Source organism: Janthinobacterium sp. 13, from assembly GCF_002749695.1.
GTDB lineage: Bacteria > Pseudomonadota > Gammaproteobacteria > Burkholderiales > Burkholderiaceae_D > Janthinobacterium > Janthinobacterium kumbetense.
In genome coordinates, this window is sequence record NZ_PEEQ01000001.1 from 3,115,747 (window position 1) to 3,141,006 (window position 25,260).

General features: G+C 63.6%; 25 protein-coding genes and 1 tRNA gene. 4 read left to right on the forward strand and 22 right to left on the reverse strand.

The window, feature by feature from the left end; genetic code table 11:
• Positions 1-30: 30 nt before the first annotated feature.
• The 5 genes from CLU94_RS13755 to CLU94_RS13775 all read right to left on the reverse strand — a co-directional run bounded on the left by CLU94_RS13755 (position 31) and on the right by CLU94_RS13775 (position 3,514).
• Entirely contained in the window at positions 31-552 is a 522-nt protein-coding gene (locus CLU94_RS13755; RefSeq protein ID WP_099666024.1) for a peroxiredoxin family protein, read from the reverse strand.
• Between the two features lie 93 nt (positions 553-645).
• Positions 646-1,332, reverse strand: a complete 687-nt coding sequence (locus CLU94_RS13760; RefSeq protein WP_099666025.1) for a BON domain-containing protein — start codon at positions 1,330-1,332, stop codon at positions 646-648.
• The gene (locus CLU94_RS13765; RefSeq protein ID WP_034752465.1) at positions 1,325-1,921 is read right to left on the reverse strand and encodes a phosphoheptose isomerase; all 597 of its coding nucleotides are present in this window, start codon (positions 1,919-1,921) and stop codon (positions 1,325-1,327) included. Before CLU94_RS13765 ends, CLU94_RS13760 begins: the two co-directional genes overlap by 8 nt.
• Before the next feature lie 57 nt (positions 1,922-1,978).
• A complete protein-coding gene (locus CLU94_RS13770) occupies positions 1,979-2,338 on the reverse strand; it encodes a YraN family protein (protein WP_099666026.1) in 360 nt (119 codons plus the stop codon).
• A gap of 9 nt (positions 2,339-2,347) precedes the next feature.
• Positions 2,348-3,514, reverse strand: a complete 1,167-nt coding sequence (locus CLU94_RS13775) for a penicillin-binding protein activator (RefSeq protein ID WP_257218797.1) — start codon at positions 3,512-3,514, stop codon at positions 2,348-2,350.
• A gap of 213 nt (positions 3,515-3,727) precedes the next feature.
• Here CLU94_RS13775 and rsmI point away from each other — a divergent pair, with 213 nt between their 5' ends.
• A complete protein-coding gene (gene rsmI, locus CLU94_RS13780; protein WP_099666027.1) occupies positions 3,728-4,636 on the forward strand; it encodes a 16S rRNA (cytidine(1402)-2'-O)-methyltransferase in 909 nt (302 codons plus the stop codon).
• A gap of 5 nt (positions 4,637-4,641) precedes the next feature.
• Here the strand turns inward: rsmI and CLU94_RS13785 are convergent, their stop codons facing one another.
• From CLU94_RS13785 to CLU94_RS13795, 3 genes are all read right to left on the reverse strand, one after another.
• Positions 4,642-5,079: a hypothetical protein gene (locus CLU94_RS13785; RefSeq protein WP_099666028.1), complete on the reverse strand. Its 438-nt coding sequence runs from the start codon at positions 5,077-5,079 to the stop codon at positions 4,642-4,644.
• Positions 5,018-5,629, reverse strand: coding sequence for a nucleotidyltransferase domain-containing protein (locus CLU94_RS13790; RefSeq protein WP_257218798.1), 612 nt, complete (start codon positions 5,627-5,629; stop codon positions 5,018-5,020). The genes CLU94_RS13785 and CLU94_RS13790 overlap by 62 nt, the downstream gene beginning before the upstream one ends.
• A 65-nt stretch (positions 5,630-5,694) precedes the next feature.
• On the reverse strand, positions 5,695-6,297 hold the full coding sequence (locus CLU94_RS13795) for a hypothetical protein (RefSeq protein WP_099666030.1): 603 nt from the start codon (positions 6,295-6,297) through the stop codon (positions 5,695-5,697).
• A gap of 205 nt (positions 6,298-6,502) precedes the next feature.
• Here CLU94_RS13795 and CLU94_RS13800 point away from each other — a divergent pair.
• A tRNA-Pro gene (locus tag CLU94_RS13800) sits at positions 6,503-6,579 on the forward strand.
• A gap of 105 nt (positions 6,580-6,684) precedes the next feature.
• Here the strand turns inward: CLU94_RS13800 and CLU94_RS13805 are convergent.
• The 12 genes from CLU94_RS13805 to CLU94_RS13860 all read right to left on the reverse strand — a co-directional run bounded on the left by CLU94_RS13805 (position 6,685) and on the right by CLU94_RS13860 (position 20,798).
• Positions 6,685-7,605, reverse strand: coding sequence for a hydroxymethylglutaryl-CoA lyase (locus tag CLU94_RS13805; protein ID WP_099666031.1), 921 nt, complete (start codon positions 7,603-7,605; stop codon positions 6,685-6,687).
• 1 nt (position 7,606) lies between these two features.
• Complete coding sequence (locus CLU94_RS13810) at positions 7,607-8,539, reverse strand: 2-hydroxyacid dehydrogenase (RefSeq protein WP_099666032.1); 933 nt, start codon at positions 8,537-8,539, stop codon at positions 7,607-7,609.
• A gap of 21 nt (positions 8,540-8,560) precedes the next feature.
• Entirely contained in the window at positions 8,561-10,588 is a 2,028-nt protein-coding gene (locus tag CLU94_RS28905; RefSeq protein ID WP_099666033.1) for an acetyl/propionyl/methylcrotonyl-CoA carboxylase subunit alpha, read from the reverse strand.
• A 94-nt stretch (positions 10,589-10,682) separates the two neighbouring features.
• Positions 10,683-11,729: a biotin synthase BioB gene (gene bioB / locus CLU94_RS13820; protein ID WP_099666034.1), complete on the reverse strand. Its 1,047-nt coding sequence runs from the start codon at positions 11,727-11,729 to the stop codon at positions 10,683-10,685.
• A 32-nt stretch (positions 11,730-11,761) separates the two neighbouring features.
• The gene (bioD, locus tag CLU94_RS13825) at positions 11,762-12,553 is read right to left on the reverse strand and encodes a dethiobiotin synthase (RefSeq protein ID WP_099666035.1); all 792 of its coding nucleotides are present in this window, start codon (positions 12,551-12,553) and stop codon (positions 11,762-11,764) included.
• A complete protein-coding gene (gene bioF, locus CLU94_RS13830; RefSeq protein WP_099666036.1) occupies positions 12,540-13,739 on the reverse strand; it encodes an 8-amino-7-oxononanoate synthase in 1,200 nt (399 codons plus the stop codon). Before bioF ends, bioD begins: the two co-directional genes overlap by 14 nt.
• 1 nt (position 13,740) lies before the next feature.
• Positions 13,741-15,069, reverse strand: coding sequence for an adenosylmethionine--8-amino-7-oxononanoate transaminase (bioA, locus tag CLU94_RS13835; RefSeq protein WP_099666037.1), 1,329 nt, complete (start codon positions 15,067-15,069; stop codon positions 13,741-13,743).
• A gap of 19 nt (positions 15,070-15,088) precedes the next feature.
• Entirely contained in the window at positions 15,089-15,877 is a 789-nt protein-coding gene (locus CLU94_RS13840; protein WP_099666038.1) for an enoyl-CoA hydratase/isomerase family protein, read from the reverse strand.
• Positions 15,878-15,898: 21 nt separating this feature from the next.
• Positions 15,899-17,521 (reverse strand): carboxyl transferase domain-containing protein, encoded by a 1,623-nt coding sequence (locus CLU94_RS13845; RefSeq protein WP_099666039.1) that lies wholly within the window; start codon positions 17,519-17,521, stop codon positions 15,899-15,901.
• Positions 17,522-17,561: 40 nt separating this feature from the next.
• Positions 17,562-18,014 (reverse strand): YchJ family protein, encoded by a 453-nt coding sequence (locus CLU94_RS13850; RefSeq protein WP_099666040.1) that lies wholly within the window; start codon positions 18,012-18,014, stop codon positions 17,562-17,564.
• 80 nt (positions 18,015-18,094) lie between these two features.
• The gene (locus CLU94_RS13855) at positions 18,095-19,381 is read right to left on the reverse strand and encodes a D-amino acid dehydrogenase (RefSeq protein ID WP_143451407.1); all 1,287 of its coding nucleotides are present in this window, start codon (positions 19,379-19,381) and stop codon (positions 18,095-18,097) included.
• Between the two features lie 91 nt (positions 19,382-19,472).
• The gene (locus CLU94_RS13860) at positions 19,473-20,798 is read right to left on the reverse strand and encodes a serine hydrolase domain-containing protein (RefSeq protein WP_257218800.1); all 1,326 of its coding nucleotides are present in this window, start codon (positions 20,796-20,798) and stop codon (positions 19,473-19,475) included.
• Positions 20,799-21,037: 239 nt separating this feature from the next.
• Between CLU94_RS13860 and CLU94_RS13865 the strand changes: the two genes are divergently transcribed.
• Positions 21,038-21,778 carry a GntR family transcriptional regulator gene (locus tag CLU94_RS13865; RefSeq protein WP_099666043.1) on the forward strand — a complete coding sequence of 247 codons (741 nt, stop codon included), beginning with the start codon at positions 21,038-21,040 and terminating at the stop codon, positions 21,776-21,778.
• 2 nt (positions 21,779-21,780) lie between these two features.
• On the opposite strand, the gene CLU94_RS13870 is transcribed toward CLU94_RS13865, so the two are convergent.
• Together CLU94_RS13870 and CLU94_RS13875 are read right to left on the reverse strand one after the other, a co-directional pair.
• On the reverse strand, positions 21,781-22,914 hold the full coding sequence (locus CLU94_RS13870; RefSeq protein ID WP_180278656.1) for a nuclear transport factor 2 family protein: 1,134 nt from the start codon (positions 22,912-22,914) through the stop codon (positions 21,781-21,783).
• A gap of 142 nt (positions 22,915-23,056) precedes the next feature.
• Positions 23,057-24,115 (reverse strand): helix-turn-helix transcriptional regulator, encoded by a 1,059-nt coding sequence (locus tag CLU94_RS13875; protein WP_180278657.1) that lies wholly within the window; start codon positions 24,113-24,115, stop codon positions 23,057-23,059.
• Between the two features lie 228 nt (positions 24,116-24,343).
• Between CLU94_RS13875 and CLU94_RS13880 the strand changes: the two genes are divergently transcribed.
• A complete protein-coding gene (locus tag CLU94_RS13880; RefSeq protein ID WP_099666046.1) occupies positions 24,344-25,225 on the forward strand; it encodes an N-acetylmuramic acid 6-phosphate etherase in 882 nt (293 codons plus the stop codon).
• Positions 25,226-25,260: the final 35 nt, after the last annotated feature.

A 25,260-nucleotide genomic window follows, 5' to 3' on the forward strand; every position in this document is an offset into this window, starting at 1 on the left:
TCGCGACGCGCAGTAGCTTATGTGAGACGTTTAGCCGGCGATGGCGGATTCGAGCAGCTTGTGCAGTTCAGCGAATTCCGGCTTGCCTACGTAGCGCTTGAGGATCTTGCCCTGTTTGTCCAGGACGAAGGTGGTGGGCGTGAGGGCCACGTCGCCGTAGGCCTTGGCCGCCTCGCCCGTCACGTCGAGCGCCACCTTGAACGGCAGCTGGCGCGTTTCGGCGAAGTTCAGCACGTAGTTGGCCGGATCGTATTTCATGGCCACGGCCACGAATTCCAGTCCCTGCCCCTTGTACTTGTTGTAGGTGTCGACCATTTCCGGCATTTCCGCCACGCAAGTCGTACACGAGGTGGCCCAGAAATTGACCATCACCACCTTGCCGCGCAGGCTGTTTGACGTGATTTTCTCGCCATGGATGCCGTGGAAGGTCACGTCCGGCGCGCTTTGCTTGTCATTCAGCGACAGGTAAGCTGCCGCCGCCACGCCCGCCACGAAGACGGCGATCAGGGCTGGCTTGATCCAGGACTTGCTTGCGGATGGCGAAGTTGACATGGTTTTCACTTGAAAAGCGGGGCGATGCGGCCACGATGCGACTATTATAGCCGCCGCATCGTTAGCGCGCCCTAGGTCGGATGGCGGAGGCGCTTACTGCTGTACCGTGTCGCTGACGGTGCTCGTCGTGCGCTGCTGCGGCGGGTCCGGCTGCAATTGCTTCAGTTCCGCTTCCGAAATGTAGTCGAACAGCTTGACCACTTTCTGCACGCCGCCCACGCCGCGCGCCACGTCGGCCGCGACCGTTCCTTCGCGCTGGGTGACTCTGCCCATCAGGAAGACGGTGGCGTTCTCGGTGACGACCTTGAACGAGGCAGCCGAGATGGTTTTCATGTCGACCAGGCTGGCCTTGACCTTGGTGGTGATCAGCGCGTCGTTCGAGCGCGAGGTATAGCTGGCCGGGCCGGCGATGATCAATTCATTCGCCACCGATTCCACGCCCTCGATATTGCGCACTTCGCGCTCGACGGCATTTTTCATCGCCTCGTCGCGCACTTCGCCCGTCAGCAGGACGCGGCGGTTGAAACTGGTGACGTTCACGTGGCCCACGTCGCCCACGATGGAGGGGATGCGCGACTCGCCTTTCAGGGCGATCGACTTGTCTTCGGTCTGCGCGCCCAGGGTGCGGCGGTCCGCTGCGGCCACGCCGCCCATCACCGCGCCGCCGACCATCAATTCGATGCAGCCGGTGAGCGAGGTAAGCATGGCGCCGCACAGCAGTGCGGTGGCCAGCGGGCGTCGTACGCGTTTCCAGCCTGGGCCAGTACCGAATTTAGTCATTCACGTCTCCTCCGAATAGGGCGACATCGATGCCGTCGCAGATGCAATGTATGGTGGTCAGATGGACTTCCTGGATGCGCGCCGTGCGCTCGGCCGGCACGCAGATATGCACGTCGGCGTCCGTCAGCATCTTGCCGATGGCGCCGCCGTCCTTGCCCGTCAGCGCCACGACGCGCATTTCGCGCTCGAGCGCCGCTTCCACGGCCGCCATCACGTTGGCCGAATTGCCCGACGTGGAGATGGCCAGCAGGATGTCGCCGGCCTGGCCGAACGCCTGCACCTGCTTCGAGAAGATCTCGCGGTAGCTGTAATCGTTCGCCACGGCCGTCAGGATGGACGTATCCGTCGTCAGCGCCAGGGCCGGCAGCGGAAAGCGCTCGCGTTCGAAGCGTCCGACCAGCTCGGCCGCGAAATGCTGGCAGTCGGCGGCGGAACCGCCGTTGCCGCAGGCGAGGATCTTGTTGCCGTTGGACAATGCATAAAACATCAGGTCGATCGCCTGCGCAATCGGTTGCGCCAGTACGGTGGCGGCCTGGATCTTGAGTTCGGCACTTTCGTGGAAGTGCGAGAGGATGCGTTGATTATTCATAGTCTGCCGATTATAGTGCAGGCGCGCGGCATGGCGGACAAGCACTGTTAAAAATGCTTACATATCGAGGATGTTCTTCAGCCAGCTGATGCGCCCGCCATCGATGGCCAGCGCGTCGAAGCGGCAAGGCGGCAGCGTCTTTTGTGTCAGCAGCCAGGTTTGCGCGGCCAGCACCATGCGCCGCTGCTTGGCCGGCGTGATGCTGGCCAGGGCGCCGCCGTAGGCTGTACTGCTGCGCAGCCGCACTTCGACGAAAACGATGGCGGCGCCGTCGCGCATGATCAGGTCGAGTTCCCCGCCCTTGCACAGATAGTTGCGTTGCAGCAGCACCAAGCCTTGCAGCAACAGATACGCGAGCGCATCGTCTTCCCCTTGCCGTCCCCGTTCCCGTTTGTTCCAGAAAGCGAAGGGCGGCATGGCGTGTCCTTATTGCGCCGGCGGCAAGGCGGCCGGTGTTGTTGCCGTGGCCGGCGGCCAGGTACCCAGCACGCCTTGCTGGTAGGTGGCGGCCTGTTCCGTGCGTTCGAACACGCTTTGATCACCGTCGAAGCGCACGGCCAGGCGGCCCGTCACGCCATCGAGGGTAAATGGCGCGTTCGGCCGCAGCGCCACTTCGCGCGCCACGCGGAAGGCATCGATGCCCAGCGCGTACAGGCGTTCCATGTCGGCCGTCAGCCGGCGTTCGGCAGGCTGCTCGGGCTGTGGATACACCATCACTTGCGGATGGTCGCGCTGCACTTGCCATGGCAAGTCCAGCAGGCGTGCACCGTCGAGTTCCGGGCCGCTGGCGCCGCGTCCGGCGCCGGGATTCAAGGACGAGGTGCCATACAGGGGCAGATCGCTGCCGATGGCCACGCGCAACTGGCGCGCCTGGTCGGCGTCGAGCGCGGCAAACAGCAGGCCCGGCGGCGTAGCGGCCAGGCGCGCGCGCAGCTGCACCAGCTCGGCATCGCTCAGGTAGCCATTCGTGGCCGTCAAGTCCATGGTCTCGATCTTGCCGCCCTGGCGCAGCCATTCCTGCTTGAAGGCGGCGCTGATGCGGCGCTGCGAGGGCGAACCGGCCGACAGGACCAGCGCGCTGGCGCCCGGCTGTTCGCTGGCGGCCCAGGCGGCGACCTGGCGCGCTTCCGCCTCGATCGACAGGCCCATCACCAGCAGCTTGGCCGGCAGGCGCGCGTCGCCGCGGTTGTCCGGGTGGTTCAGGGCAATCGTCGGTTTACGCACCAGGTCGCTGTTCGCCACGGCCGTGACGGCCGAGCGCGACAAAGGCCCCACGACGATGTCCTGTTCTTCCTGCGCTTGCGCAAACTTGTTCAGGACGTCGCTGCTGCCATCGCCCGTATCGATCACCGTCACTTCGAAGCCGCTGCGGTCGCGCTCGTACGCGGCCATGAAGCCGGCGCGCAGCAATTCGGCGGCCGGTCCCAGGGAAGCCGAGCGCAGCGGCAGCAGCAGGCCGATGTGGTGGACATTGCCGTCGGACGGCGCCGGCGCCGTGGCGGCCGGCATGTCGAGCGGCGTGCCGGTGGCCGGTTTGTTCTTGATGGGTGTCAACGGCGCGCCGTTGCCGTCGTACGCGGTAATATCGGGCACGGCCACGGCGAAAGTGACGGGTTCGGGCGCTTGCGGCTTCGGTGGCAGGGGCGGTGGCAGCGGCTTCGGTGGCGGCAGCGCCCTTGTGTTAGATTCAATAGGCGCGCACAATTGCCCGGGCGCGTCGCAAGGCGTGCTGCAAGCGCTCAGCATGCCGGTCGCGGCACAAACAAGCAGTAACTTCACACTATTAGCAAGCATTTAACCTCCAAAATGACCGTACAAGAAATCAGTTCCATCGCCAGCCTGCCCATCATGACAGAGGCGGCGCACCAGGTCTATCCTATCGCAACATTGTATATAGTGGCCACGCCGATCGGCAATGTGACCGATATCAGCCTGCGCGCGCTGCATTTGCTGAGCCTTGTCGATGCCGTCGCCTGTGAAGATACGCGCAATACGGCGCACCTGCTGACGCGCTTTGGCTTGAACAAGCCGTTGATTGCGGCGCATCAACATAACGAACGCGAAGTGGCGCAAACTTTGATTGCCCGCCTGCACGCCGGCGAGCGCATCGCCCTCGTCTCCGACGCCGGCACGCCCGCCGTGTCCGACCCGGGCGCGCGCATCGTCGACGCCGTGCGCGCGGCCGGCTTGCGCGTGCTGCCCCTGCCCGGCCCATCGGCGGCGATCACGGCCATTTCCGCCAGCGGCTTGCTGAATGACCAGTTTTACTTTGTCGGCTTCTTGCCAGCCAAGGCCAAGCAGCGTGAAAACATGCTGCACAGCCTGCGCGGCGTGACGGCCACCATGGTGTTCTATGAGGCGCCGCACCGCATCCTCGATTGCGCCACGGCCCTGGCGGCGGCGTTCGAGCCGACGCGCCAGGTGGTGTTCGCGCGCGAACTGACGAAACTGTTCGAGGAAATCCACCGCTGTCCCCTGTCCGAAGCGGAGGCGTGGATACGCGCCGACGCGCACCGCGAAAAGGGAGAATTCGTCGTCCTGCTGGAAGGCGCCACGGAAGCGCAGGACGCGGAAGACGTGGAAGCGGAACGCATCCTGAATATCTTATTGGCCGAATGCAGCGTCAAGCAGGCTGCGAATTTGACGGCGCAGATTACGGGCCGCAAGAAAAACGCCCTGTATGAACGGGCGTTGCAGTTGAAGGGGCAGGAATAAGGCGATCAGGACGGCGGCTGGACATCGAGCGCCTGTGCCGCCGCGAGCAGTTGTTGCACATGCTCGATCAACTCGTCGACAAAGCCCTGCGTGACATCCAGCTCGCCCTCGTATTCCGCCAGGTTGCGCTTCTTGTGCGCCTGGCTTAACAGCAGCCATTGCTGTGGCGTGAAACCCAGCGTGTGTTCCAGGCTTTGAAAGACGAGATAGCGATTGTCGCTGCGATAACCATGTTGACGCAGCGCAGACAAGGCAGCTGCATGCGCGGCGTTATAGGCCAGGTCGAAGCGGCTTTCCAGCGACAGTATCGACTGCCTGGCATCGCGCAGGCGCACGGTGGCCGAGCGCAGCAAGCCGGCCCGTTCGCGTGCGTCCGGTGGCTCAGCCTTGAGCTGGCCGATGCGTGCCAGGTTCGCCAGCGCCGGTGAGCTTGATGAAGTCATCATTGGCTCCTTTGACAAAAATCCTGGGCTGGTCAAGGACCCGCACCACGAACGACTTGCCGTCGTCTATTCTTTGCCGCCATTCTGCCGGCGTGTACAAGGTGGGATTGATGCTGCGTCCCAATTGTTGCTCTGCCGGTTGCAGCGCCGCCAGTAGCTGGGCGTTCGATGCCATGCTGCCGATCACCATCAGGTCGATGTCGCTGTGTGCGTGTTCCGTGCCCTTGGCCATCGAACCGTACACGAAGGCCAGGTCGATTTCCTGCCAGTATGGCTGTAGCGCCACGCGCAGCACGTCGGCGACGCCAAAGGTTTTCAGCACGATGCTGCGCAGTTCGTCGAAGATGGGTGCCGCGTGATTCGCCTGATAATGCTTTTGGTTGCCCACTTTTTTCACCGTGACCAAGGCCGACTTCTCCAGCTTGGCCAGCTCGCGCTGCACGGCGCCCGACCCCATGGCTGCGAAGGCGATGATTTCATTCGCATAGAAAGAGCGTTGCGCCTGGCCAAAGAGCAAGGCCAGCACGCGTTGCTGTGTCTTGGAAAACAATGTGTCTGCATAAATACCCATATTGGGTATGATAGTACCCAATATGGGTAGAGTCAATCACGTCTTCACCACTTGCAGCCGCTATCCTTCTTGTCGAGCAGCATCAGCACGGGCGCCAGCAAGCCCGCGCCGGAATAGGCCGTGCGGCAATCGCCGCGCTTGCCTTGTGCGATGTCGCGCGCCAGCTGGGTTTCCGTTTGCAGCGGCTTGTCGGGGATTTGCCCCACGGCCGTGCCCACCTTGGACGGATCGCGTTCGCCCGCCATCTTGCGCGCCGTTTTTCTGGCCGCTTCCATGTCGAATTTCGGCGTTTCCGGGGTTTCTTGCCTGAAGGTATCGGCACTGGCCGCTGGCGTGGCCGGTGATGCCGGCACGACCGTGATGGCTTGCGGGCTGGCCGCTGGCGTCACGGTGGCCACCGGCGTTTCCCGGACCGTGGCGACCTTTGGCTTGCTGATGGGCTTGGGTTCGCGTTTCGGCTTGACCACTTCGACGGGCGGCGGGGGAGGCTTGGCGGCCAGCGGACGTATCCACACGGCGATCGATTCTACGCGCGGGGCCGTGTCCATCCGCGCGGCCGGCTGCACATGGCGCCATAGATAGATCAAGGCGCCATGCAGCAGCAGGGACACGGCGATGCCCAGCACGATGCCGCGGCGATTCGGCATGGGCCGGCCGCCGTCGCTTCTTTCTATCCTGAACTCCATTGCCGTCGTCACCTTCATGTCTGATCGGGAAAACTTGCCAAGCCAGTGTCGCATACTTCAATCGTTTTGAAAAATACATGGGTTCCAGTGCCGCGCGTAAATAATTTACACAGAGTTTCACCTGACCCTTGACCGAAATCGATACGGCCTGTATTATCTTGGTCTTCGGAGTGTGGCGCAGCCCGGTAGCGCACCTGGTTTGGGACCAGGGGGTCCAAGGTTCGAATCCTTGTACTCCGACCAAATTTGTAGAAAAAAACCCAAGAGTTTCGGCTCTTGGGTTTTTTTTCGTCTGTAGCGCCTGCGGCGCGAGGCCGGCAGCAAAAAGGGGCCGCAGCCCCTTTCTATTTATCCCAGGCGTTTCGCCGCGATGGCGTTGCCGGCCCGGCTAGAACCTTTGCGCCCCAGCTGCTGCGAGATGAACTGCCCCGCATCGACGACCAGGTCCAGGTCGATGCCGGTGGCAATGCCCAGCCCCTGCATCAGGTACAGCACGTCTTCGGTGGCCACGTTGCCGGTGGCGCCCTTGGCGTACGGGCAGCCGCCCAGGCCGGAGACGGACGAGTGATAGATCGCGATGCCCGTTTCCAGGCTGGCGTAGATATTCGCCAGCGCCTGGCCGTAGGTGTCGTGGAAGTGGCCGGACAGGCCTCCCACGTGGAAAGCCTGGATCGCGCGCTCCATTACCGCCTGCGTCTTGCGCGGCGTGGCCACGCCGATGGTGTCGGCGATGTCGATTTCGTCGCAGCCCAGGTCGCGCATGCGTTTCACCACGTCGGCCACGGCGTCGAGCGGCACGTCGCCCTGGTAGGGGCAGCCGAAGGCGCAGCTGATGCTGCCGCGCAGGCGCAGGCCGTGTTCCTTGGCCGCTTTCGCCACGCCTTCGAAGCGGGCGATCGATTCGGCGATGGAGCAGTTGATGTTCTTTTGCGAGAACGCCTCGGAGGCGGAGCCGAAGATCACCACTTCATCGGCCTGCGCCGCCAGCGCGGCATCGAAACCCTGCATGTTCGGCGTCAGCGCCGAATAAATGGTGCCGGGGCGGCGCGCGATTTTCTGCATGACTTCCGCGCTGGTGGCCATCTGCGGCACCCATTTCGGCGACACGAAGGACGCCGCCTCGATATTGGCGAAGCCGGCCAACGTCAGGCGGTCGACCAGTTCGATCTTGACGGCGGCGCTGATGGTTTCCTTCTCGTTTTGCAGGCCGTCGCGCGGACCCACTTCGACGATCTTGACCTGCTTGGGCAGACTGGTAGTAGGGTTCATCTCAATATCCTTGCAAACGGTTGACGATGCCGGCGACAGAGTCGCCGGCGTGCAGGCGGCGCATCTTGGCGGCGATTTGCGCCACGCTCTCGCGGCGCAGGGTGGCGGCCGAAATATGCGGCGTGATGGTGATGCGCGGTTCTTGCCAGAACGGGTGCTGCTGCGGCAGCGGCTCGTTGCGGAACACGTCCAAGGTCGCTCCGGCGATGTGCCCGGAGCGGATCAGGGTCAGCAAATCCGGTTCGGCGAGATGCGCACCGCGCGCCACGTTGATGATGTAGGCGCCCGGCAGCAGCATCGACAGGCGCGCGCGGTCGAGCAGGTTGTGCGTGTCCGGCGTGAGCGGCAGCATGCAGACCAGCACGCGCGTGCCGCGTAAAAAGACTTCGAGTCCCTCTTCGCCCGCGTAGCACTGCATGCCATCGACGTGCTTCTGGCTGCGGCTCCAGCCCCGCAGGGGAAATTCGAACTGCGCCAGCGCTTGCAGCACGCGGGTGCCCAGCACGCCCATGCCCAGCACGCCGACGGGGAAATCCCCCTTGTCGAATGCGGGCAGCGGTTGCCAGATGCCGGCGCGGCCCTGCGCCTCGTAGTCGTCGAAACGGCGGAAGTGGCGCAGCACGGCGTGGCTCACATATTCGGCCATCTGCACGCCCATGCCCGCGTCGTCGAGGCGCACCAGCGGCACGTGGGCCGGCAGCGCCTCGCCGAATTTCAGCAGCGCGTCCACGCCCGCGCCCGTGTTGAAGATGGCTTTGACTTCGCTCAATACGGGCAGCATGGCGGCGGGCGGCTGCCACACGACGGCGTAGTCGCAGTGCGCGAACGACTCGCCCTCGCGCCAGAAGACAATCTCGGCTTCGGGCAGCAAGTCACGGAAGTCGCTGATCCACTCCGCCTCCTTGCCGTCCGCGCGCTGTAACAGGATGCGCATCGAGGTTTCCAAGAGCGCTCCTCAGGCGGCGGCCTTGAAGGCCAGCAGCGGCGCGCCATCGGCCACCTGGTCGCCGACCGCGTACAGCACCTCTTCCACCAGGCCGTCGTGCGGCGCGGCGATCGTGTGCTCCATCTTCATCGCTTCCATGATGACCAGCGGCTCGCCCTTCTTGACGTCCTGGCCTTGGTTGACCAGCACGGCGACGACCTTGCCCGGCATCGGCGCCGTCAGGCGGCCGCCTTCCGCTTCCGTTTCGCCCGCATGCGCCATCGGGTCGCTGTAGTGCAGGGTGTGGTGCAAGCCGCTGGTGAACACGTGGAATTGCTCGCCGTCGCGCAGCACGGTGCCATGCACGGCACGCTCGCCCAGCTTGATGTGCAGCTCGTTGCCTTTGCGCGCCGTCAAGGTCAGGGGCTGGCCGTTGAACAGCCAGCCATCCGTCTGGTAGGCGATGCGCGCGGCATAGGCCTTGCTGTCGCCGGCCAGCGCGAATTCGTCGGCAAACGCCAGGCTGCGTCCCAGGGTGCTGTTCAAGCGCCAGCCCAGGGCATTGCCCCACGGGTCGGCGCGGTTGGCCGACTGCGTTTCGGCGGCCGCTTTTTCTTCCAGCAGCAGGGCCACGGACGCCAGCGCCAGGGCCGTGTCGGGCGCCGCCTGCAGGGCGGGGAACAGCGACGCTTGATTGCGCTCGATCAAACCCGTGTCCAGGTCCGCGCTGGAAAATGCCTGGCCTTCGACCAGGCGTTTCAGGAAGGCGATATTGCTGGCCAATCCCACGATCTGGTATTCCGACAGCGCTTGCGCCATGCGTGCCAGCGCTTCGCGGCGGTCCGCGCCCCAGACGATCAACTTGGCGATCATCGGGTCGTAGAATGGCGAAATCGCATCGCCTTCGCGCACGCCCGAATCGATGCGCACGGACGCCGGCACGACCGTGCCACCCAGTTCGAACGTGACGGCCGATGGCGACTGCATGTGGCGCAGGGTGCCGATCGACGGCAGGAAGCCCTTCTCCGGATTTTCCGCGTAGATGCGCGCCTCGATGGCGTGGCCGTGGATCGCCAGTTCGCTCTGTTTTTTCGGCAGCGGCTCGCCAAAGGCGACGCGCAACTGCCATTCCACCAGGTCGGTGCCGGTGATCATTTCCGTCACCGGATGCTCGACCTGCAGGCGCGTGTTCATCTCCATGAAGTAGAACGAACCATCCTGGTTGGCGATGAATTCCACCGTGCCCGCGCCCACGTAGCCGACGGCCTTGGCGGCGGCGACGGCCGCTTCGCCCATGGCTGCGCGGCGCTCGGCCGGCATGCCCGGCGCCGGCGCTTCTTCCAGCACCTTTTGATGGCGGCGCTGCACCGAGCAATCGCGCTCGAACAGGTAGATGCAGTTGCCGAGCGTATCGGCGAACACCTGGATTTCGATATGCCGCGGGCGCGACAGGTATTTTTCGGCCAGCACCTTGTCGTCGCCGAAAGAGCTGATCGCTTCGCGCTTGCACGAGGCCAGCGCGGCCTTGAAGTCGGCGCTGTTGTCGATGACGCGCATGCCCTTGCCGCCGCCGCCGGCCGAAGCCTTCAGCAGGACGGGGTAGCCGATCTTGTCGGCTTGCGTGTGCAAAAAGTCCGCATCCTGTTCCTCGCCATGGTAGCCGGGCACCAGCGGGACATTCGCTTTTTCCATCAGCGACTTGGCGGCCGATTTGGAGCCCATGGCGCGCATGGCGGACGCCGGCGGGCCGATGAAGACGAGGCCCGCCGCGTGGCAGGCGTCGGCGAAATCCGCGTTTTCGGACAGGAAGCCGTAGCCGGGATGGATCGCCTGCGCCCCTGTCGCCAGCGCCACGGCGATGATCTTGTCGCCGCACAGATAGCTTTCCTTGGCCGGCGCGGGGCCGATCAGGACGGCTTCGTCGCACACGGCGACATGCTTGGCGTTGGCGTCCGCTTCCGAATACACGGCGACGGTCTGGATGCCCATGCGGCGCGCGGTAGCGGCGACACGGCAAGCGATTTCGCCGCGGTTGGCGATCAGGATTTTAGTGAACATGGTCTCTCTCTTTGCAGCTCGTGGCTGGAAGTTTTTTATCTGAGGTGTCGCGATGAAGGAATGCGCCCTGGTGGGGCGCATTCCGATGGCTGGATCAGCAGCCGCACTTCTCTTTCTGTACCGAGTCCAGCATGGCGCCGCGCGTTTGCAGGCCCAGCTTGTTCAACAGGACGCGGTCGTCTTCCGCTTCCGGGTTGTCGGTGGTGAGCAGCTTGTCGCCGTAGAAGATGGAATTGGCGCCCGCCAGGAAGCACATGGCTTGCACGGCTTCGCCCATCTGGCGGCGGCCCGCCGACAAGCGCACGCGCGCCTTCGGCATGGTGATGCGGGCCACGGCGATGGTGCGCACGAATTCGAACGGATCGAGCGCTTCCATGCCGTACAGTGGCGTGCCTTCCACCTGCACCAGGTGGTTCACGGGCACCGATTCCGGATACGGATTCAGATTGGCCAGCTGGGCGATCAGGCCCGCGCGCTGCAAGCGCGTTTCACCCATGCCGACGATGCCGCCGCAGCATACTTTCAAGCCGGCTTCGCGCACGCGGCCCAGGGTATCGAGGCGGTCCTGGTATTCGCGCGTCGAGATGACGTTGTCGTAGAACTCGGGCGCCGTGTCGAGGTTATGGTTGTAGAAGTCGAGGCCCGCGTTTTTCAGGCGGTCCGCTTGTCCTTCTTCCAGCATACCCAAAGTAGCGCATGTTTCCAGGCCCAGCGCCTTGACCTTGGTCACCATCTCTTCGACTTTTTCCATGTCGCGCTCTTTCGGGCTGCGCCAGGCGGCGCCCATGCAGAAGCGCGTGGCGCCGTTGGCTTTTGCCTGGCGCGCCGCGTCGAGCACCGTGTCGATGTCGAGGATTTTTTTCGCTTCCACGCCCGTGTCGTAGCGGGCCGCCTGCGGGCAGTAGCCGCAGTCTTCCTCGCAGCCGCCCGTCTTGATCGACAACAGGGTCGCCAGTTCCACGTCGCCGTCGGGGAAGTTGACGCGGTGGGTTTGCTGGGCCTTGAACATCAGGTCATTGAATGGCAGGTCGAACAGGGCCAGCACGTCGGCGACGGGCCAGGTGGCCGCTTCCGGCACGGTGATGCGCGCCGCAGGGCGGTGCAGTTCGACGGTTTTTGCTGCTTCTTGGACTAAAGACATGGTGATTCCTTCGCTTCTATTTTTTAGCTACATTAAGTGTTGGGATGCTGCGCCGGCCAGTTGGGCAAGCCGGTGAAATCGAGATACGCCGCCGCCGCTTGCGCGCTCGGCTGCGCCAGGCGCGGCACCCTGCCCAGCAGCGGCGCCGGGATGCGCTCGATCAGCGCATCGATATTTTCGTCGAGGAAGCGCATTTCCACTTCCAGCGTGTTGGCGACCCAGCCGACGACCGTCAAGCCGCGCGCTTCGACGGCTTCCACCGTCAGCAAGGCCTGGCTGATGCAGCCCAGGCGCATGCCGACCACGAGGATCACGGGCAGGTCGAGCTGCTGCGCCAGGTCGGCCGAGTCGAAACCGGGCGACAGCGGCACGCGGAAACCGCCCACGCCTTCTACCACCACGGCGTCCGAGGCGGCGGCGATTTCCAGGTAGGCGGCCAGGATGGGCACCGATTCGATGCTGACGCCTTCGAGCGCGGCGGCGATGTGCGGCGCGGCTGGTTCCTTCAGCATGTAGGGCGTCGTCAGGCTGCGCAGCATGGTGACGTTGCCGGCGGCGATCAGGCTGTCGGCGTCTTCATTATGCAGTTCGCCGTCGCGCATTTCGGCGCCGGCGGCGACCGGCTTCATGCCGCAGGCGCGCACGCCGCGCGCGACCAGCGCGTGCAGCAGGGCCGACGACGTCAATGTCTTGCCGATTTCCGTGTCGGTGCCGGTGACGAAACAGGCAAAGCGCGAGGGCAGGCCGGCAATGGCCGGAGCCGGCTGCACGGCCGGCGCCAGGTCCGCCAGCACTTCCGCCACGATAGGATCATCCAGGCTCATGGCGAGTCCTTTCCAGGGTGTTGACTGCGTTGATCAATTGGGCCACTTCCTGCGCCGTGTGGCCGGCCGACAGGGTGACGCGCAGGCGCGCCGACCCCGCCGGCACGGTGGGCGGGCGGATCGCGCCGACCCACAGGCCCTGTTCATACAGGGTGGCGGCGATGTCCAGCATGTCCGCGTTCTCGCCGATGATGACGGGCTGGATGGCGGTCACCGAGGGCAAGGCTTGCCAGCGTTGCAGCTGCAGGCCGTCGTTCCATTGCGCCACCAGCGCCGCCAGGTGGGCGCGGCGCTGCCGGCCTTCCTCGCCGGCGATGATGTCCAGGCTGGCCAGCAGCGCATGCGCCAGCGCGGGCGCGGCCGCCGTGGTGAAGATGTACGGACGCGCCTTTTGTATCAGGGTGTCGATCACGGCTTCGTGCGCGCACACAAACGCGCCGCCCACGCCGGCCGACTTGCCCAGGGTGCCCACGTAGACGAGGTAGGGCGAATGCAGGTCGAAGTGTTCGAGCGCGCCGCGGCCGTTGGCTCCCAGCGCGCCGAAGCCGTGCGCGTCGTCGACCACCAGCCAGGCGCCGTATTGTTCGCACAGGGCCAGCAGCGCGGGCAGCGGCGCCAGGTCGCCATCCATGCTGAAGACGCTGTCGGTGACGACGATCTTGGTTTTCGCCGTGCTGGCCGCCAGCAGGGCCGACAGGGCGTCGAGGTTGGCGTGCGGATACACGCGCGTTTTCACGCGCGCCAGGCGCGTGCCGTCGATCAGCGAGGCGTGGTTCAGTGCTTCCGAGAAAATCTCCGCGTCCGCGTCGCCCGCCGACAGGGCCGTCAGCACGGCCAGATTGGCCATGTAGCCGGTGCAGAAATACAGGGCGCGGGCGTTTTCCAGGTTGGCGCCCACGAACGTCGCCAGGCGTTCTTCCAGCTGCGCGTGGGCGCGGCCATGGCCGCTGATCAGGTGCGACGCGCCGCTGCCCGCGCCATACAGGTCGGCGCCCTCTTTCAGCGCCGCCACGATGCGCGGATGCGACGCCAGGCCCAGGTAGTCATTGCTGCAAAAGGCCAGCATGGCGCGGCCATCGACCGTCAGGCGCGGCGCGCACGGCGTGTCGACGGTGCGCCGGCGGCGGATCAGGCTGCGCTCTTCCAGCCCCTGCAGCTGCTGTTGCAATCGCGCGATCAGTTCCATCTCAGGCCCCGATCACATGATTGAAGACGGCCAGGGTCTGCTGGCCCAGGCCCGCGATCTCCGCGTCGTCGAGTATGTACGGCGGCATCAGGTAGACGGTGGAACCGATGGGGCGCATCAGCAGTTCATGTTCCAGCGCCGTGCTGAAGAAGCGGCGCGAGAAATCGGGCGCCGCGTCGACGGCGTCAAACGCCCAGATCATGCCCTGCTGCCTGAAGTTTTTTACCTTGTTATGCTGCGCCAGCGGCGCCAGCGCTTGGGTGATCTTCTCGGCGCGCACGCGGTTGGCCGTCAGCACATCGTCTTCCTCGAAGATGGACAGCGTCGCCAGCGCGGCGCGGCAAGCCAGCGGGTTGCCCGTGTACGAGTGCGAATGCAAAAAGCCGCGGCGCACGTCGGTGCTGTAGAACGCCTGGTAGATGTCTTCGCGCGTCATCACCAGCGATAAAGGCAGATAGCCGCCGCTGATGCCTTTCGACAGGCAGACGAAATCGGGCCAGATGCCGGCCTGTTCGCAGGCAAAGAAGGTGCCCGTGCGGCCGCAGCCGACGGCGATTTCATCGAGGATCAGATGGACTTGATAGCGGTCGCACAGGGCGCGCACCAGCGACAGGTACAGCGGGTCGTGCATGGCCATGCCCGTGGCGCATTGCACCAGCGGTTCGATGATGATGGCGGCGATCTTGTCGGCTTTTTGCTGGAACAAATGCTCGACGTCGGCAGCCGCGCGGCGCGCCACGTCTTGGGCAGACTCGCCTTCGGCCGCCTGGCGGAAGTCGGGCGACATCACCGTCTGCGTTGCCCGCAGCAAGGGGCCGTAGGCATCCTTGAACAGGGCGACGTCCGTGACGGCCAGCGCGCCGATGGTTTCGCCGTGGTAGCTGCCTTTCAGGCAGACGAATTCCTGTTTTTCACCCTTGCCGCTGTTGCGCCAGGCGTGAAAACTCATTTTCAGGGCGATTTCCACGGCCGACGCCCCGTCGGACGCGTAAAAACTGTGGCCAAGCACGCCGCCTGTCAAGGCGGAGAGCTTTTCCGACAGCTCGATCACCGGTTCATGCGTGAAACCGGCCAGCATCGCGTGTTCCAGGCGGTCCAGCTGGTCCTTCAGTTCCGCATTGATGCGGGGATTCGCGTGGCCGAACAGGTTCACCCACCAGGAGCTGATGGCGTCCAGGTAGCGTCGTCCTTCGTGATCATACAGCCAGGCGCCGCGGCCGTGGCTGACGGGGATCAATGGGACCGTCTCGTGGTGCTGCATTTGCGTGCAAGGATGCCACACGCTGCGCAGACTGCGTTCGACCCAGCCCGATTGTTTTTCTGCTTTCAAAACTGCTCCAATGATATTGCTAGCCCATGAGCCAACTCGGCTTGCGCTTGTCGAGGAACGATTGCACGCCTTCGCGTCCCTGCTCCGAGGCGCGGATCTGCGCGATGCGCTCGGCGGTGTCCGCCAGCAGCGCGTCGTCGACGGGTTGGCCGACGATCTCGCGCACCAGCGTTTTCGCTTGCGCCACGGCGTGCGGACTGTTGCCCGTCAGCGCTTTGAGCACCTCGGCCGTTTTCGCGTCCAGCGCGTCTGCCTCGACTACCTCGTGGGCAAAGCCGATGCGCAGCGCTTCCTGAGCGGAGAATCGCTCGGCGGTCAGGAAATAGCGGCGTGCCGCGTTTTCGCCCATGGCCTTGATGACATACGGTGAAATAGTGGCGGGAATCAGTCCCAGCCGCACTTCGCTCAGGCAGAAATGCACGTCTTCCGCAACCAGAATGATATCGCATGCGGCGACGAGGCCCATGCCGCCCGCATAGCAGTCGCCCTGGACCTTCGCCACCACGGGTTTCGGACACAGGTAAATCGTGCGCAGCATCTGCGCCAGCTGCAGCGCGTCGGCCTGGTTTTCGGCATGCGTGTAGCCTGCCATCTTCTTCATCCAGTTCAAGTCCGCGCCGGCGCAAAAGGCCGCGCCATTGGCGGCCAGCACGATGGCGCGCACCATGTCGCTGCGTCCCAGGCCCTCGAAGGCGCGCGCCAGTTCGGCGATCGTCGTCTCGTTGAAGGCGTTGCGCACGTCGGGGCGGTTCAGGGTCACGGTGGCGACATTGCCTTCGATGACCAACTTTAAGGTTTCAAATTCCATTCTCTTCTCCCTGAATGCCGCTTACATGCGGAATACGCCGAACTTCGTGTCCGGGATTTCCGCGTTGAGCGCGGCCGACAGGCCCAGGCCCAGCACCATGCGGGTGTCGGCCGGGTCAATCACGCCATCGTCCCACAGGCGCGCGGTGGCGTAGTACGGGTGGCCCTGGTGTTCGTATTGCTCCTTGATCGGCTGCTTGAAGGCCGCTTCCTCGTCCGCGCTCCACTGCCCGCCCTTGCCTTCGATGCCGTCGCGCTTGACGGTGGCCAGCACGGATGCGGCCTGGTCGCCGCCCATGACGGAAATGCGGGCATTCGGCCACATCCACATGAACCGCGGCGAAAACGCGCGGCCGCACATGCCGTAATTGCCGGCGCCGAAGCTGCCGCCGATGATCACCGTGAATTTCGGCACGCTAGCCGTCGCGACGGCCGTCACCATCTTGGCGCCATTGCGGGCGATGCCCTCGTTTTCGTATTTGCGGCCCACCATGAAGCCCGTGATGTTTTGCAGGAAGACGAGGGGGATCTTGCGCTGGCAGCACAATTCGATGAAATGCGTGCCTTTCAGGGCCGATTCGGAGAACAAGATGCCGTTATTGGCGATGATGCCGACTTTTACGCCATAGATGTGCGCGAAGCCGCAGATCAGGGTGGTGCCGTAGCGGGCCTTGAATTCGTCGAAATCGCTGCCGTCGACGATGCGCGCGATCACTTCGCGCACGTCGAACGGTTTGCGCGTGTCGACGGGAATCACGCCATACAGTTCCTGCGTCGGGTATTTCGGCTCGACGGAGTCGCGCAAGGCCATCTGCTGCGGTTTTTTACGGTTCAGGTTTGAGACGATGGTGCGCGCCAGCGACAGCGCGTGCAAGTCGTTCTGCGCCAGGTGGTCGACCACGCCGGACAAGCGCGTGTGCACGTCGCCGCCGCCCAGGTCTTCGGCCGTCACCACTTCACCCGTCGCTGCTTTCACCAGCGGCGGGCCGCCGAGGAAAATCGTGCCCTGCTCCTTGACGATGATCGATTCGTCGCTCATGGCCGGCACGTAGGCGCCGCCCGCCGTGCAAGAGCCCATCACGACGGCGATTTGCGGGATGCCCTTGGCCGACAGGTTCGCCTGGTTATAGAAGATGCGGCCGAAATGGTCGCGGTCGGGGAAGACGTCGTCCTGGTTCGGCAGGTTGGCGCCGCCCGAGTCGACCAGGTAGATGCAGGGCAGGTTGTTCTGGTCGGCGATTTCCTGGGCGCGCAAATGCTTTTTCACGGTCATCGGGTAATACGTGCCGCCCTTGACGGTGGCGTCGTTGCAGACGATGACGCATTCCTGGCCCGAGACCCTGCCGATGCCGGTGATGATGCCGGCGGAAGGCGCCGCGTCGACGCCCTTGGCGTCCTGGTACATGGCGTAAGCCGCCATTTGGGAAAACTCGAGGAAGGGCGTGCCGGGATCGAGCAGCATCTGCACGCGGTCGCGTGGCAGCAGCTTGCCGCGCGCCAGGTGCTTGGCGGCCGCCGCCTCGCCGCCGCCGGCCGCGATTTTCTCGACCTTGTCGCGCAAATCGTCGACGATGGCTTGCATGGCCGCGGCATTGGCCTTGAAATCTTCACTGCGCGGATTGAGTTTGCTTTCGATGTGCGGCATTGCGGTTCCTTTTTATTATCGCCCGGTCTCTCGGGTCGCGCTATTCGGGAAAACTGCCGTCGAGATAAAACCAGCGCAGGGCGCCACCACCGCTATTGTCCGCCTCGCGCACGAAGCGGCTCACTTCATGCAGGCGGTGCGCGCGGCCGTTGACCTTGTAGCGGGCCACGAATTCCACGCTGTCGCGCTGTATCTCTTCGGCTTGATCTGCTGATTCTGCTTTACGTTGACGTAAACGTAAAGCAGATTTTACCTCAAGTCCCAGCCAGTGGACTTTTTCTTCTTCGGCGAATAAGGCGTCGGCGGGACAGGTGCTGGCGTGCCAGGTGGCGCGCAGATAGGGCTCGTCGCGCAAGGTGAAGGCCGTGTAGCGCGAGCGCATCAGGGCTTCGGCCGTGGGCGGCACGGCGTCGCCCGCGATATACGGGCCGCAGCAACTGGCGTAGGAGGCGCCGCCACAGGGGCAGGCGGCAGATGTCGAGGGTGTGGGCATGCGCTGGCAGACAGGAGAACTGAAAAGTTCCGCAATTATCCGCCATAAAGGCAACGGCGCGTGCGCGCCGCCTTGGGCTGCTATTTTTTCGGGCTGAGGAAGTCCAGCGCGAACGGCGGCGCCTTGCCAGCCATAAGGTCGGCCAGGATGCGCGCCGTGCCGGCGGCAAAGGTAAAGCCCAAGGGGCCGTGGCCCACGTTGAGCCACAGGTTCGCATATTTGCTGGCGCCCACCAGCGGCGCGCTGTTCGGCGTGGCGGGGCGCAGGCCGGCCCAGGCCGTGGCCTGGTCGTAATCGGCGCCGTGCGGCATGGCTTCGCGCGCCAGCCGCGTCAGGCCCGCGATGCGGCCCCAGTCGATGCTGTTGTCGGCGCCCACCATGTCGACCATGGCGGCCACGCGCAAGTCGCCACCGATGCGTGCATACAGTACCTTGCGTTCGAAATCCGTGATGCTGATCTCGGGCGCCCGGTGCTGCGCGCGGATGGGCGCCGTCAGGCTGTAGCCCTTCAGCGGGTACAGGGGCAGGTAGACGCCCGCCGTGGCGGCTAGGTCGCGGCTCTGGATGCCGGCCGCCAGCACATAGTGATCTGCCTGCAACAGGCCCAGGCTCGTGTCGATGCCCGTGACCTTGCCCTTGTGCGTGACGAGGCGGCGCGCCTCGCCTTTTAACAGGAGGGAACAGTTCGGGTGCTGCAGCAGCCGCGCTTCCAGGGCCAGGCAAAAGGCGTGGCAATCGGCCACGGCTTCTCCTTCGGTAAAGATACCGCCCGCCAGGGCACCATGCAAGGCCGCCAGCGCCGGTTCGCGCTGTACGGCTTCAGACGGAGACAGCACGACGCGCGCCTCTTCCGACTCGGGCCGCGCCACGGCCCGTTGAAAGACGGCGGGCGTGCGGTAGACGATGAGTTTGCCCGCATCGCGCCAGGCATACGCTTCGGGCGGTACCGTCAACTCCAGCTGCGCCATGCCGGCGCGGCTCCATTCGCCCAGTTGCAGCAGCTTGGCCGTCGTGCGGGCATTGCTGGCGCTGTTGCAATTGCGCAAGAAACTGGCCATCCAGCGCCATTGGCGCCAGTCCGCTTCGGGACGGAAGCGCAGCGGACCGTCTTTTTGCAGCAGCCACTGCAGGGCTTTGAAAGGCACGCCCGCGTCCGCCAGGGGCGCCACATAGCGATAGCTGAGCTGGCCGCCATTGCGGTAGCTGGCGGCGATCGCAACCTGTTCATTGCGTTCCAGTACAGTGACCTTGTAGCCGGCCTCGGCCAGCCACCAGGCCGATGTCAGACCGACGATGCCGCCGCCGATGATGATGACTTGTTGCTGCATGTTGCCTCGCTGCGTTGCGCTCCCATGGTGCGGAAGCATTCGGGAAGAGCTTAGAGGCTGGCCGTCAACGCAGCCAATGAAACATCATGGTGCAGCCATAACTTTCAGGAATGCACTATTTCAGTGCAAATTATTCATGCTTGTCAATCGCACCACGGTATAGGGTGGTGAGTATCAATTCCTCGCTGCGGCCCATGGCGGAATACGTGCCCGGATAGCGTTCGGGATCGCTGCCCGTGCCGCCCACCAGCATCACCATGCCGTTCCGGTTCTTGAAATCGAGCACGAAGGCGGACACCAGGCCATACGCGTCGCCCAAATGGCCGACGGCCGTGAAGCTGGCGCCCTCGACCAGGCCGTTGCCCTGCCCCGCCACCGCGTCGAATTGCTGGTTGCCCAGCCCCCAGGCGCGGTACAGGCCCCGCTCGCTGTCGCCATTGCTGGCGTCTGGCGCCAATTGCCATTGCCGGCCAAACATCAGTGCGATGCTGGCCGGCTGCAATAGCTGCTGATCCTGGTAGCGGCCACCGTCGAGCAGCATTTGCATGACCTTGCCCAGTCCCGCAGCGGAAATGCGCAAGCCGCCCGTGGGACTGAAGACGGTGGCGTTGCTGCCGATCACATAGCTGGCCATGCCGGCCGGTGGACGCTGGTAAAAATCGTCGGCCTGGGCGATCCATGGCCCGTGCGGCTGCCACACTTCCGTCTCCAGCGTGCGCTTGCGGTACAGGGTGGCCGTATTGGCGACCTCTTCCGGGGAAAAGGCGGCCGGGTTGTAGCCGCCGCGCACATCGAGGGGATCGAGCAGCAGGCGCCGCATCAGCAAGTCGAAGCGCTCGCCCGTGACTTTTTCCATCACCGTGCCGATCACGCCCCAGTTCAGGTTGGCATACGTAAAGTAGCGGCCCGGCGCTGCGGCGCGATCCCACATGCTGTCGCCGCCGGCCGTAAACACGTCGCGCAGGCTGCGTTCCGGCCCCCAGGCGTAGCCGCCCGCGTCGCGCAGCGAGGAAGTGTGGCTGAGCAAGCTGCGCAGGGTCAGCGGTTGCTGGGGGAAATGCGGGTTGCGCAGGGAAAAGCCCAGATAAATGCCCACGTCCTGGTCCAGGCTCAGCTTGCCCTGCTCGACCAGCCGCATCAGGCCCAGCGTGGTCATCATCTTCGAGACGGAAGCGATGCGGAACAGGGTGGCCGGCGTCACGGGCAAGCTGTCCGCCGGCGTGGCGGCCATGTGCCGGCAGCCAAATTGTTGCTGATAAGACACCTTGCCATGGCGGATGGCCAGCACGGACAGGCTGGCCAGCGGGTGGGCCGCATCGTCGACGATGGCGGCCAGCGTGGCATCGAGCGCGCGCGGCCCTACGTTTTGAGAGACCAAGTCGCTGCCGCTGCCGGGCGGGGCGGCCAGCGCGCTCCAGGTCGTGCCCAGCAGCAGCAAGCCCAGTAAACCCGTCATTTTATTGTGCATGTTTCCCTGTTGTCCGATGTGGTGGAGGCGTCACCAGCATAGGGCGCGATGGTTTACATGGCTAATGAAAATTGCTTATTTATCTATAATGCAAAGCTATACGTACGGTAAAACATTGTTTTTTTAAGTGTATAACCGTTATTTATGGTCATTTTCCATTTATTCATGGGTGGACGGGCTACGCGCAGGCGCCATCGCTATTACACTAGGAGGACAAGGAGAACTGTATGAGCCAGACCAGCGTAGAACTCAAGGTCGATTTAAATGACAATTCGCCTTTATATATGCAGATCGCCCGCAAGCTGAGCGATGACGTACGCAACGGCCGCTACCAGGTAGACCAGGCCCTGCCATCCGAACGTACCCTGTCCGAACTGCTTGACGTATCGCGCGTGACTGCCCGCAAGGCCATCGACCAGCTCGTCGAGCAAGGTCTCGTCGTGCGCCGCCGCGGTTCGGGCAACTATATTGCCCCGCGCATCGAGCAACCGCTGTCGAACCTGTCGAGCTTTTCCGAGCAGCTGCAGCAGCGCGGCTACCGCCCCGGCTCGCGCTGGCTCAAGCGCGAAGTCGTCATCGCCAGCAGCGATGAACAGCTGAGCCTGGGCCTGGCGCAGAACACGAAAGTGGCGCGCCTGGAGCGCTTGCGCCTGGCCGACGACGTCGTGATGGCGTATGAAGTGAGCGTGCTGCCGTTCAGCGTGGTGCCGGCCCCGGATACCATGGGCGACTCGCTGTATGAATACTTGAGCAGCATCAAGAAGGCCCCCGTGCGCGCCTTGCAGCACATCCGCGCCATGAATGCGACGGACGTGCTGGCCAAGCAGCTGGGCATCCCCGATGGCCAGGCCGTGCTGTTCATCACGCGCATCGCCTACCTGGAGTCGGGCGAAGCGGTGGAACTCACGCATTCGTATTGCCGCAGCGATCATTACGATTTTGTGGCGGAAATGCGCCGCGCTCCGTAAATCTACTGCTCGATCAGGCGGATCATGGATTCCGCCACGCCGACGGACGATTCCCAGCTCATGCCCGTCACCAGCCGGCCGTCGACCTCGACGTGACTCTTGCCGTTGGCGCCGTGCCTGAATATGCCGCCATGGCCCTTGATGCTCGCTTCTGCCGAAAAGGGATAGGCCTTGTATACCGGCGATTCCTTGTTGAGAAACGCATCGGGGAACGAGGTGAGCACCTTGCCCTGGATCAGGAAAGTACCGTCACGCAGCTTCAGATTCTTGATGCCCTCGGTGCCATGGCAGATGGCCGCGATCACCCCGCCTTGTTGTTCGTAGATACGCAAGGCGATGTCCTGCAGCGGCTTGTTGTCCGGGATGCCGACGATGGCCGCGCCGCCGCCGACGAAAGCCATGCCCGCATACTCGTCTGCCCTGACCTCGGCGACGGGCTTGGTATGGGCCAGTGCCCACATGAAATCACTGTCGTACAGATGCTTCTTGAGCAGTTCGTCCGACGTGACGATCATTTCCAGGGGAATGGCGCCCCCCTCGGGACTGACGAAGTCGACGGCGTACCCTGCTTTGCGAAATGCATCATAGGTATAGGCCAGCTCGGGGAAATTATTGCCGGCGTTAACCTTTGTACCGGGATATTGATGCACATTCGACACGACCAGCAGCACCTTGCGTGCCTGGCGCGGGGCTGCCGGCTCGCGATCTGCCGACTTGCTGATGATCTTCCAGTTGCCGGCGATCTTTTTCAACAGAAAGACATCCACATAGCGCACCCCTTGCTGGGGAATGTGGATCTCGGCCTTGGCGGTGGCCACCTTGCCGCTCACATCCACCTTGATCAGCCGCCCGTGGCGCCCATTGAATTGCCCAATTTTCTCTTGGGAAAAGAGTTTGGCGTATTCCGGACCGCTCAACTCCCATTCCGCATCGTTTTTGCCGTCCAGGTAAAGGCGGGAACTGGCATAAAAGGCCTGGTTGATCTCGCTCTGCACGTTAAAGCTGGTGCCATGCATATACAAGCGCACGGTTTCCCGGATGGCATTTTCGTCCTGGTCCGCGTTTGCGGCGGTGCCGACGGCGGTGATGCTCAGGAAGCAACAGGCGAGTATCGTTCGCAATAAAAACTGAATCATGGATGTACCCTGCATGTAGAACTGCGTTTATCGGAGCAACGACTATTTCAGATCGCTGGTGGTCGATAATTTATCGAAATGCAGGGGAATTGATGTCGCCAAACATGATTTCAGACTCCGGAATGGCGATTCCGGAGTGGTTTTACGCGGAAATGGCCCTGGCCGCCTGGCCAGATTGGGCCCGGAAGCTGGCGGGAGTCTGGCCAGCCACTTTCTTGAAGGTCGAGTAGAAGGTGGAACTGGAATTGAACCCGCAGCGCTCGGCGACGCTATCCATGTTCCATTGCGGTTCGTCGCTCAATACCTGTTTCGCTTCGGCGATACGGTATTCGTTGACGTAGGTAGTGAAGCTCTTGCCCAGCTTGTCATTCAATACCTGCGACACCTGCGCCTGCGTGCATCCCGCCCGCTTGGCGAGTTGGGCCAGGGTCAGGTTCGGATTCAGATAGGATTTCTGCCCGCTCATCTGTTGTTCCAGCGCGGCGAGCACGGCAAGCGTATCGTCGTGCGTCAGGCGGCTATTCCGGTACTTTTGCTGCGGGTCGGCAGGCGCCAGGATTTCCTTTCTCAGCAGAAAGACCATCACCGCCACATGCAGCGAGAAGGTGAACGACAAGGCGCCGACAATATAGGACGTGAACGGCGTGCTTGCGTAGGCCGCCAACATGAGACAACTGCCTGCAAAGACGCTCAGCAGGAGTACGCTGCTGGTCGCCATCCTCTGTCCCTCGTTCCACCATGCGCGGCGGCTTTGCCACAGCAGCCTGGCGGTTGCCAGCAGGTAGCATAGCCAAAACACATGAATGGCATGGCTCGACTGGTTCCACACAGCACGATACGCGGAATACGGAAAGGCAACACCAATGCCGATCAGCAGGAAGGACAAGCCCAGATGCCAGCGCCATGCTTGTCCGGCTGGCCGTTGCGCCAGCCCGGCGATGAAGGCGCGTACATAGAGATAGGTCAAGGGACCGATCAGCAGGCAGGCCGACAGGCCCAGCTGGCGGAATTCGATGGCGATCGCAGGGTTGAAGTAGAGGAAAGCGGACTTGGCGGTGCGCACCCCGACGGCAAGCAGCAATGCCCCCAGCATGCAGTCGGCGAGGCAGCGGGGCCGGCGGCTGAAAAAATAGACGGCCAGGAAAATGCCGTTGATGGCGCCGAGGGCGCTAAACAGGAACAGCAATTGGCGAGCGATCATGGGGCGTGTCGTGGATGTTGGCGTCGAACTGAAGTATAGACATAAACGGGTCTGAAACTTGCCTCTGGGCCACTGAATGAACAAATTCAGCAACTGGTTTGCCGCCGTAGCGAAGTACGCCTGGTTGCACTGGCCATAAACTCCCGTTATGCCCGCCTGCCATCCTTTCATGGTTGATCCCGCTCGTTGGTATTAAACTGGTTTCACGGTCAACCATGTTCTGAAATCATGTTGAAAACTGAAACCCCGAGCCGGCGGCATCCGGATCTGGACCTGTATCCGGTGGAGCAACTGGTGGCGGCGCTGGTCGACGACCAGTTCTGGGCCGTCGAAGCCGTCCGGCTGGCGTCGCCCGGCATCGCTGCCGCCATCACGGCAGCCCTGCCCCGCATCGCGGCCGGCGGGCGCCTGTTGTACGTGGGCGCGGGCACGTCGGGCCGCCTGGGCGTACTCGACAGCGTTGAACTCAATCCCACGTTTTCCTGGCCGCCCGAACGGGCCGTCGCCATCCTGGCTGGCGGCGCGGGCGCCATGTTCACGGCCGTCGAAGGGGCGGAAGATGATTTACAGCAAGGCGAGGCGGACTTGCTGGCCCTGCAGCCGCAGAGCAATGACGTGGTGATCCTGCTGGCCGCGTCCGGCGCCACGCCGTATGTGCTGGGCGCGCTGCTGGCCGCGCGCAAGGCGGGCGCCTTGACGATCGGCATCGCCAACAATGTGGACGCCCCCGTGGCGCACGAGGCGCAATGCGGCATCGTGCTCGACACGGGCACGGAAGTCATTTCCGGCAGCACGCGCCTGAAGGCGGGCACGGCGCAAAAAATCACCTTGAACACGATTTCCAGCGCCCTGATGGTCGGTTTGCACAAAACTTACGGAAACTTGATGGTAGACTTGAAGCCGACCAACGCCAAGCTGATCTGGCGGGCCGTGCGTCTGACCATGCACGCCACCGGCGCCAGCGAAGTGCAGGCCAGGACCGTGCTGGAGCAATGCCACTATCACGTCAAGGTGGCGATTGTTGCCTTGATCAAAAAAATCAACACAAACCAGGCACAGGCATTGTTGGCCGGCGCGGACGGCAGTGTGCGGGCGGCACTGGCGGCGTGATCCGATGGCGCGGCATTCTTCTGTCTGGGAGACAA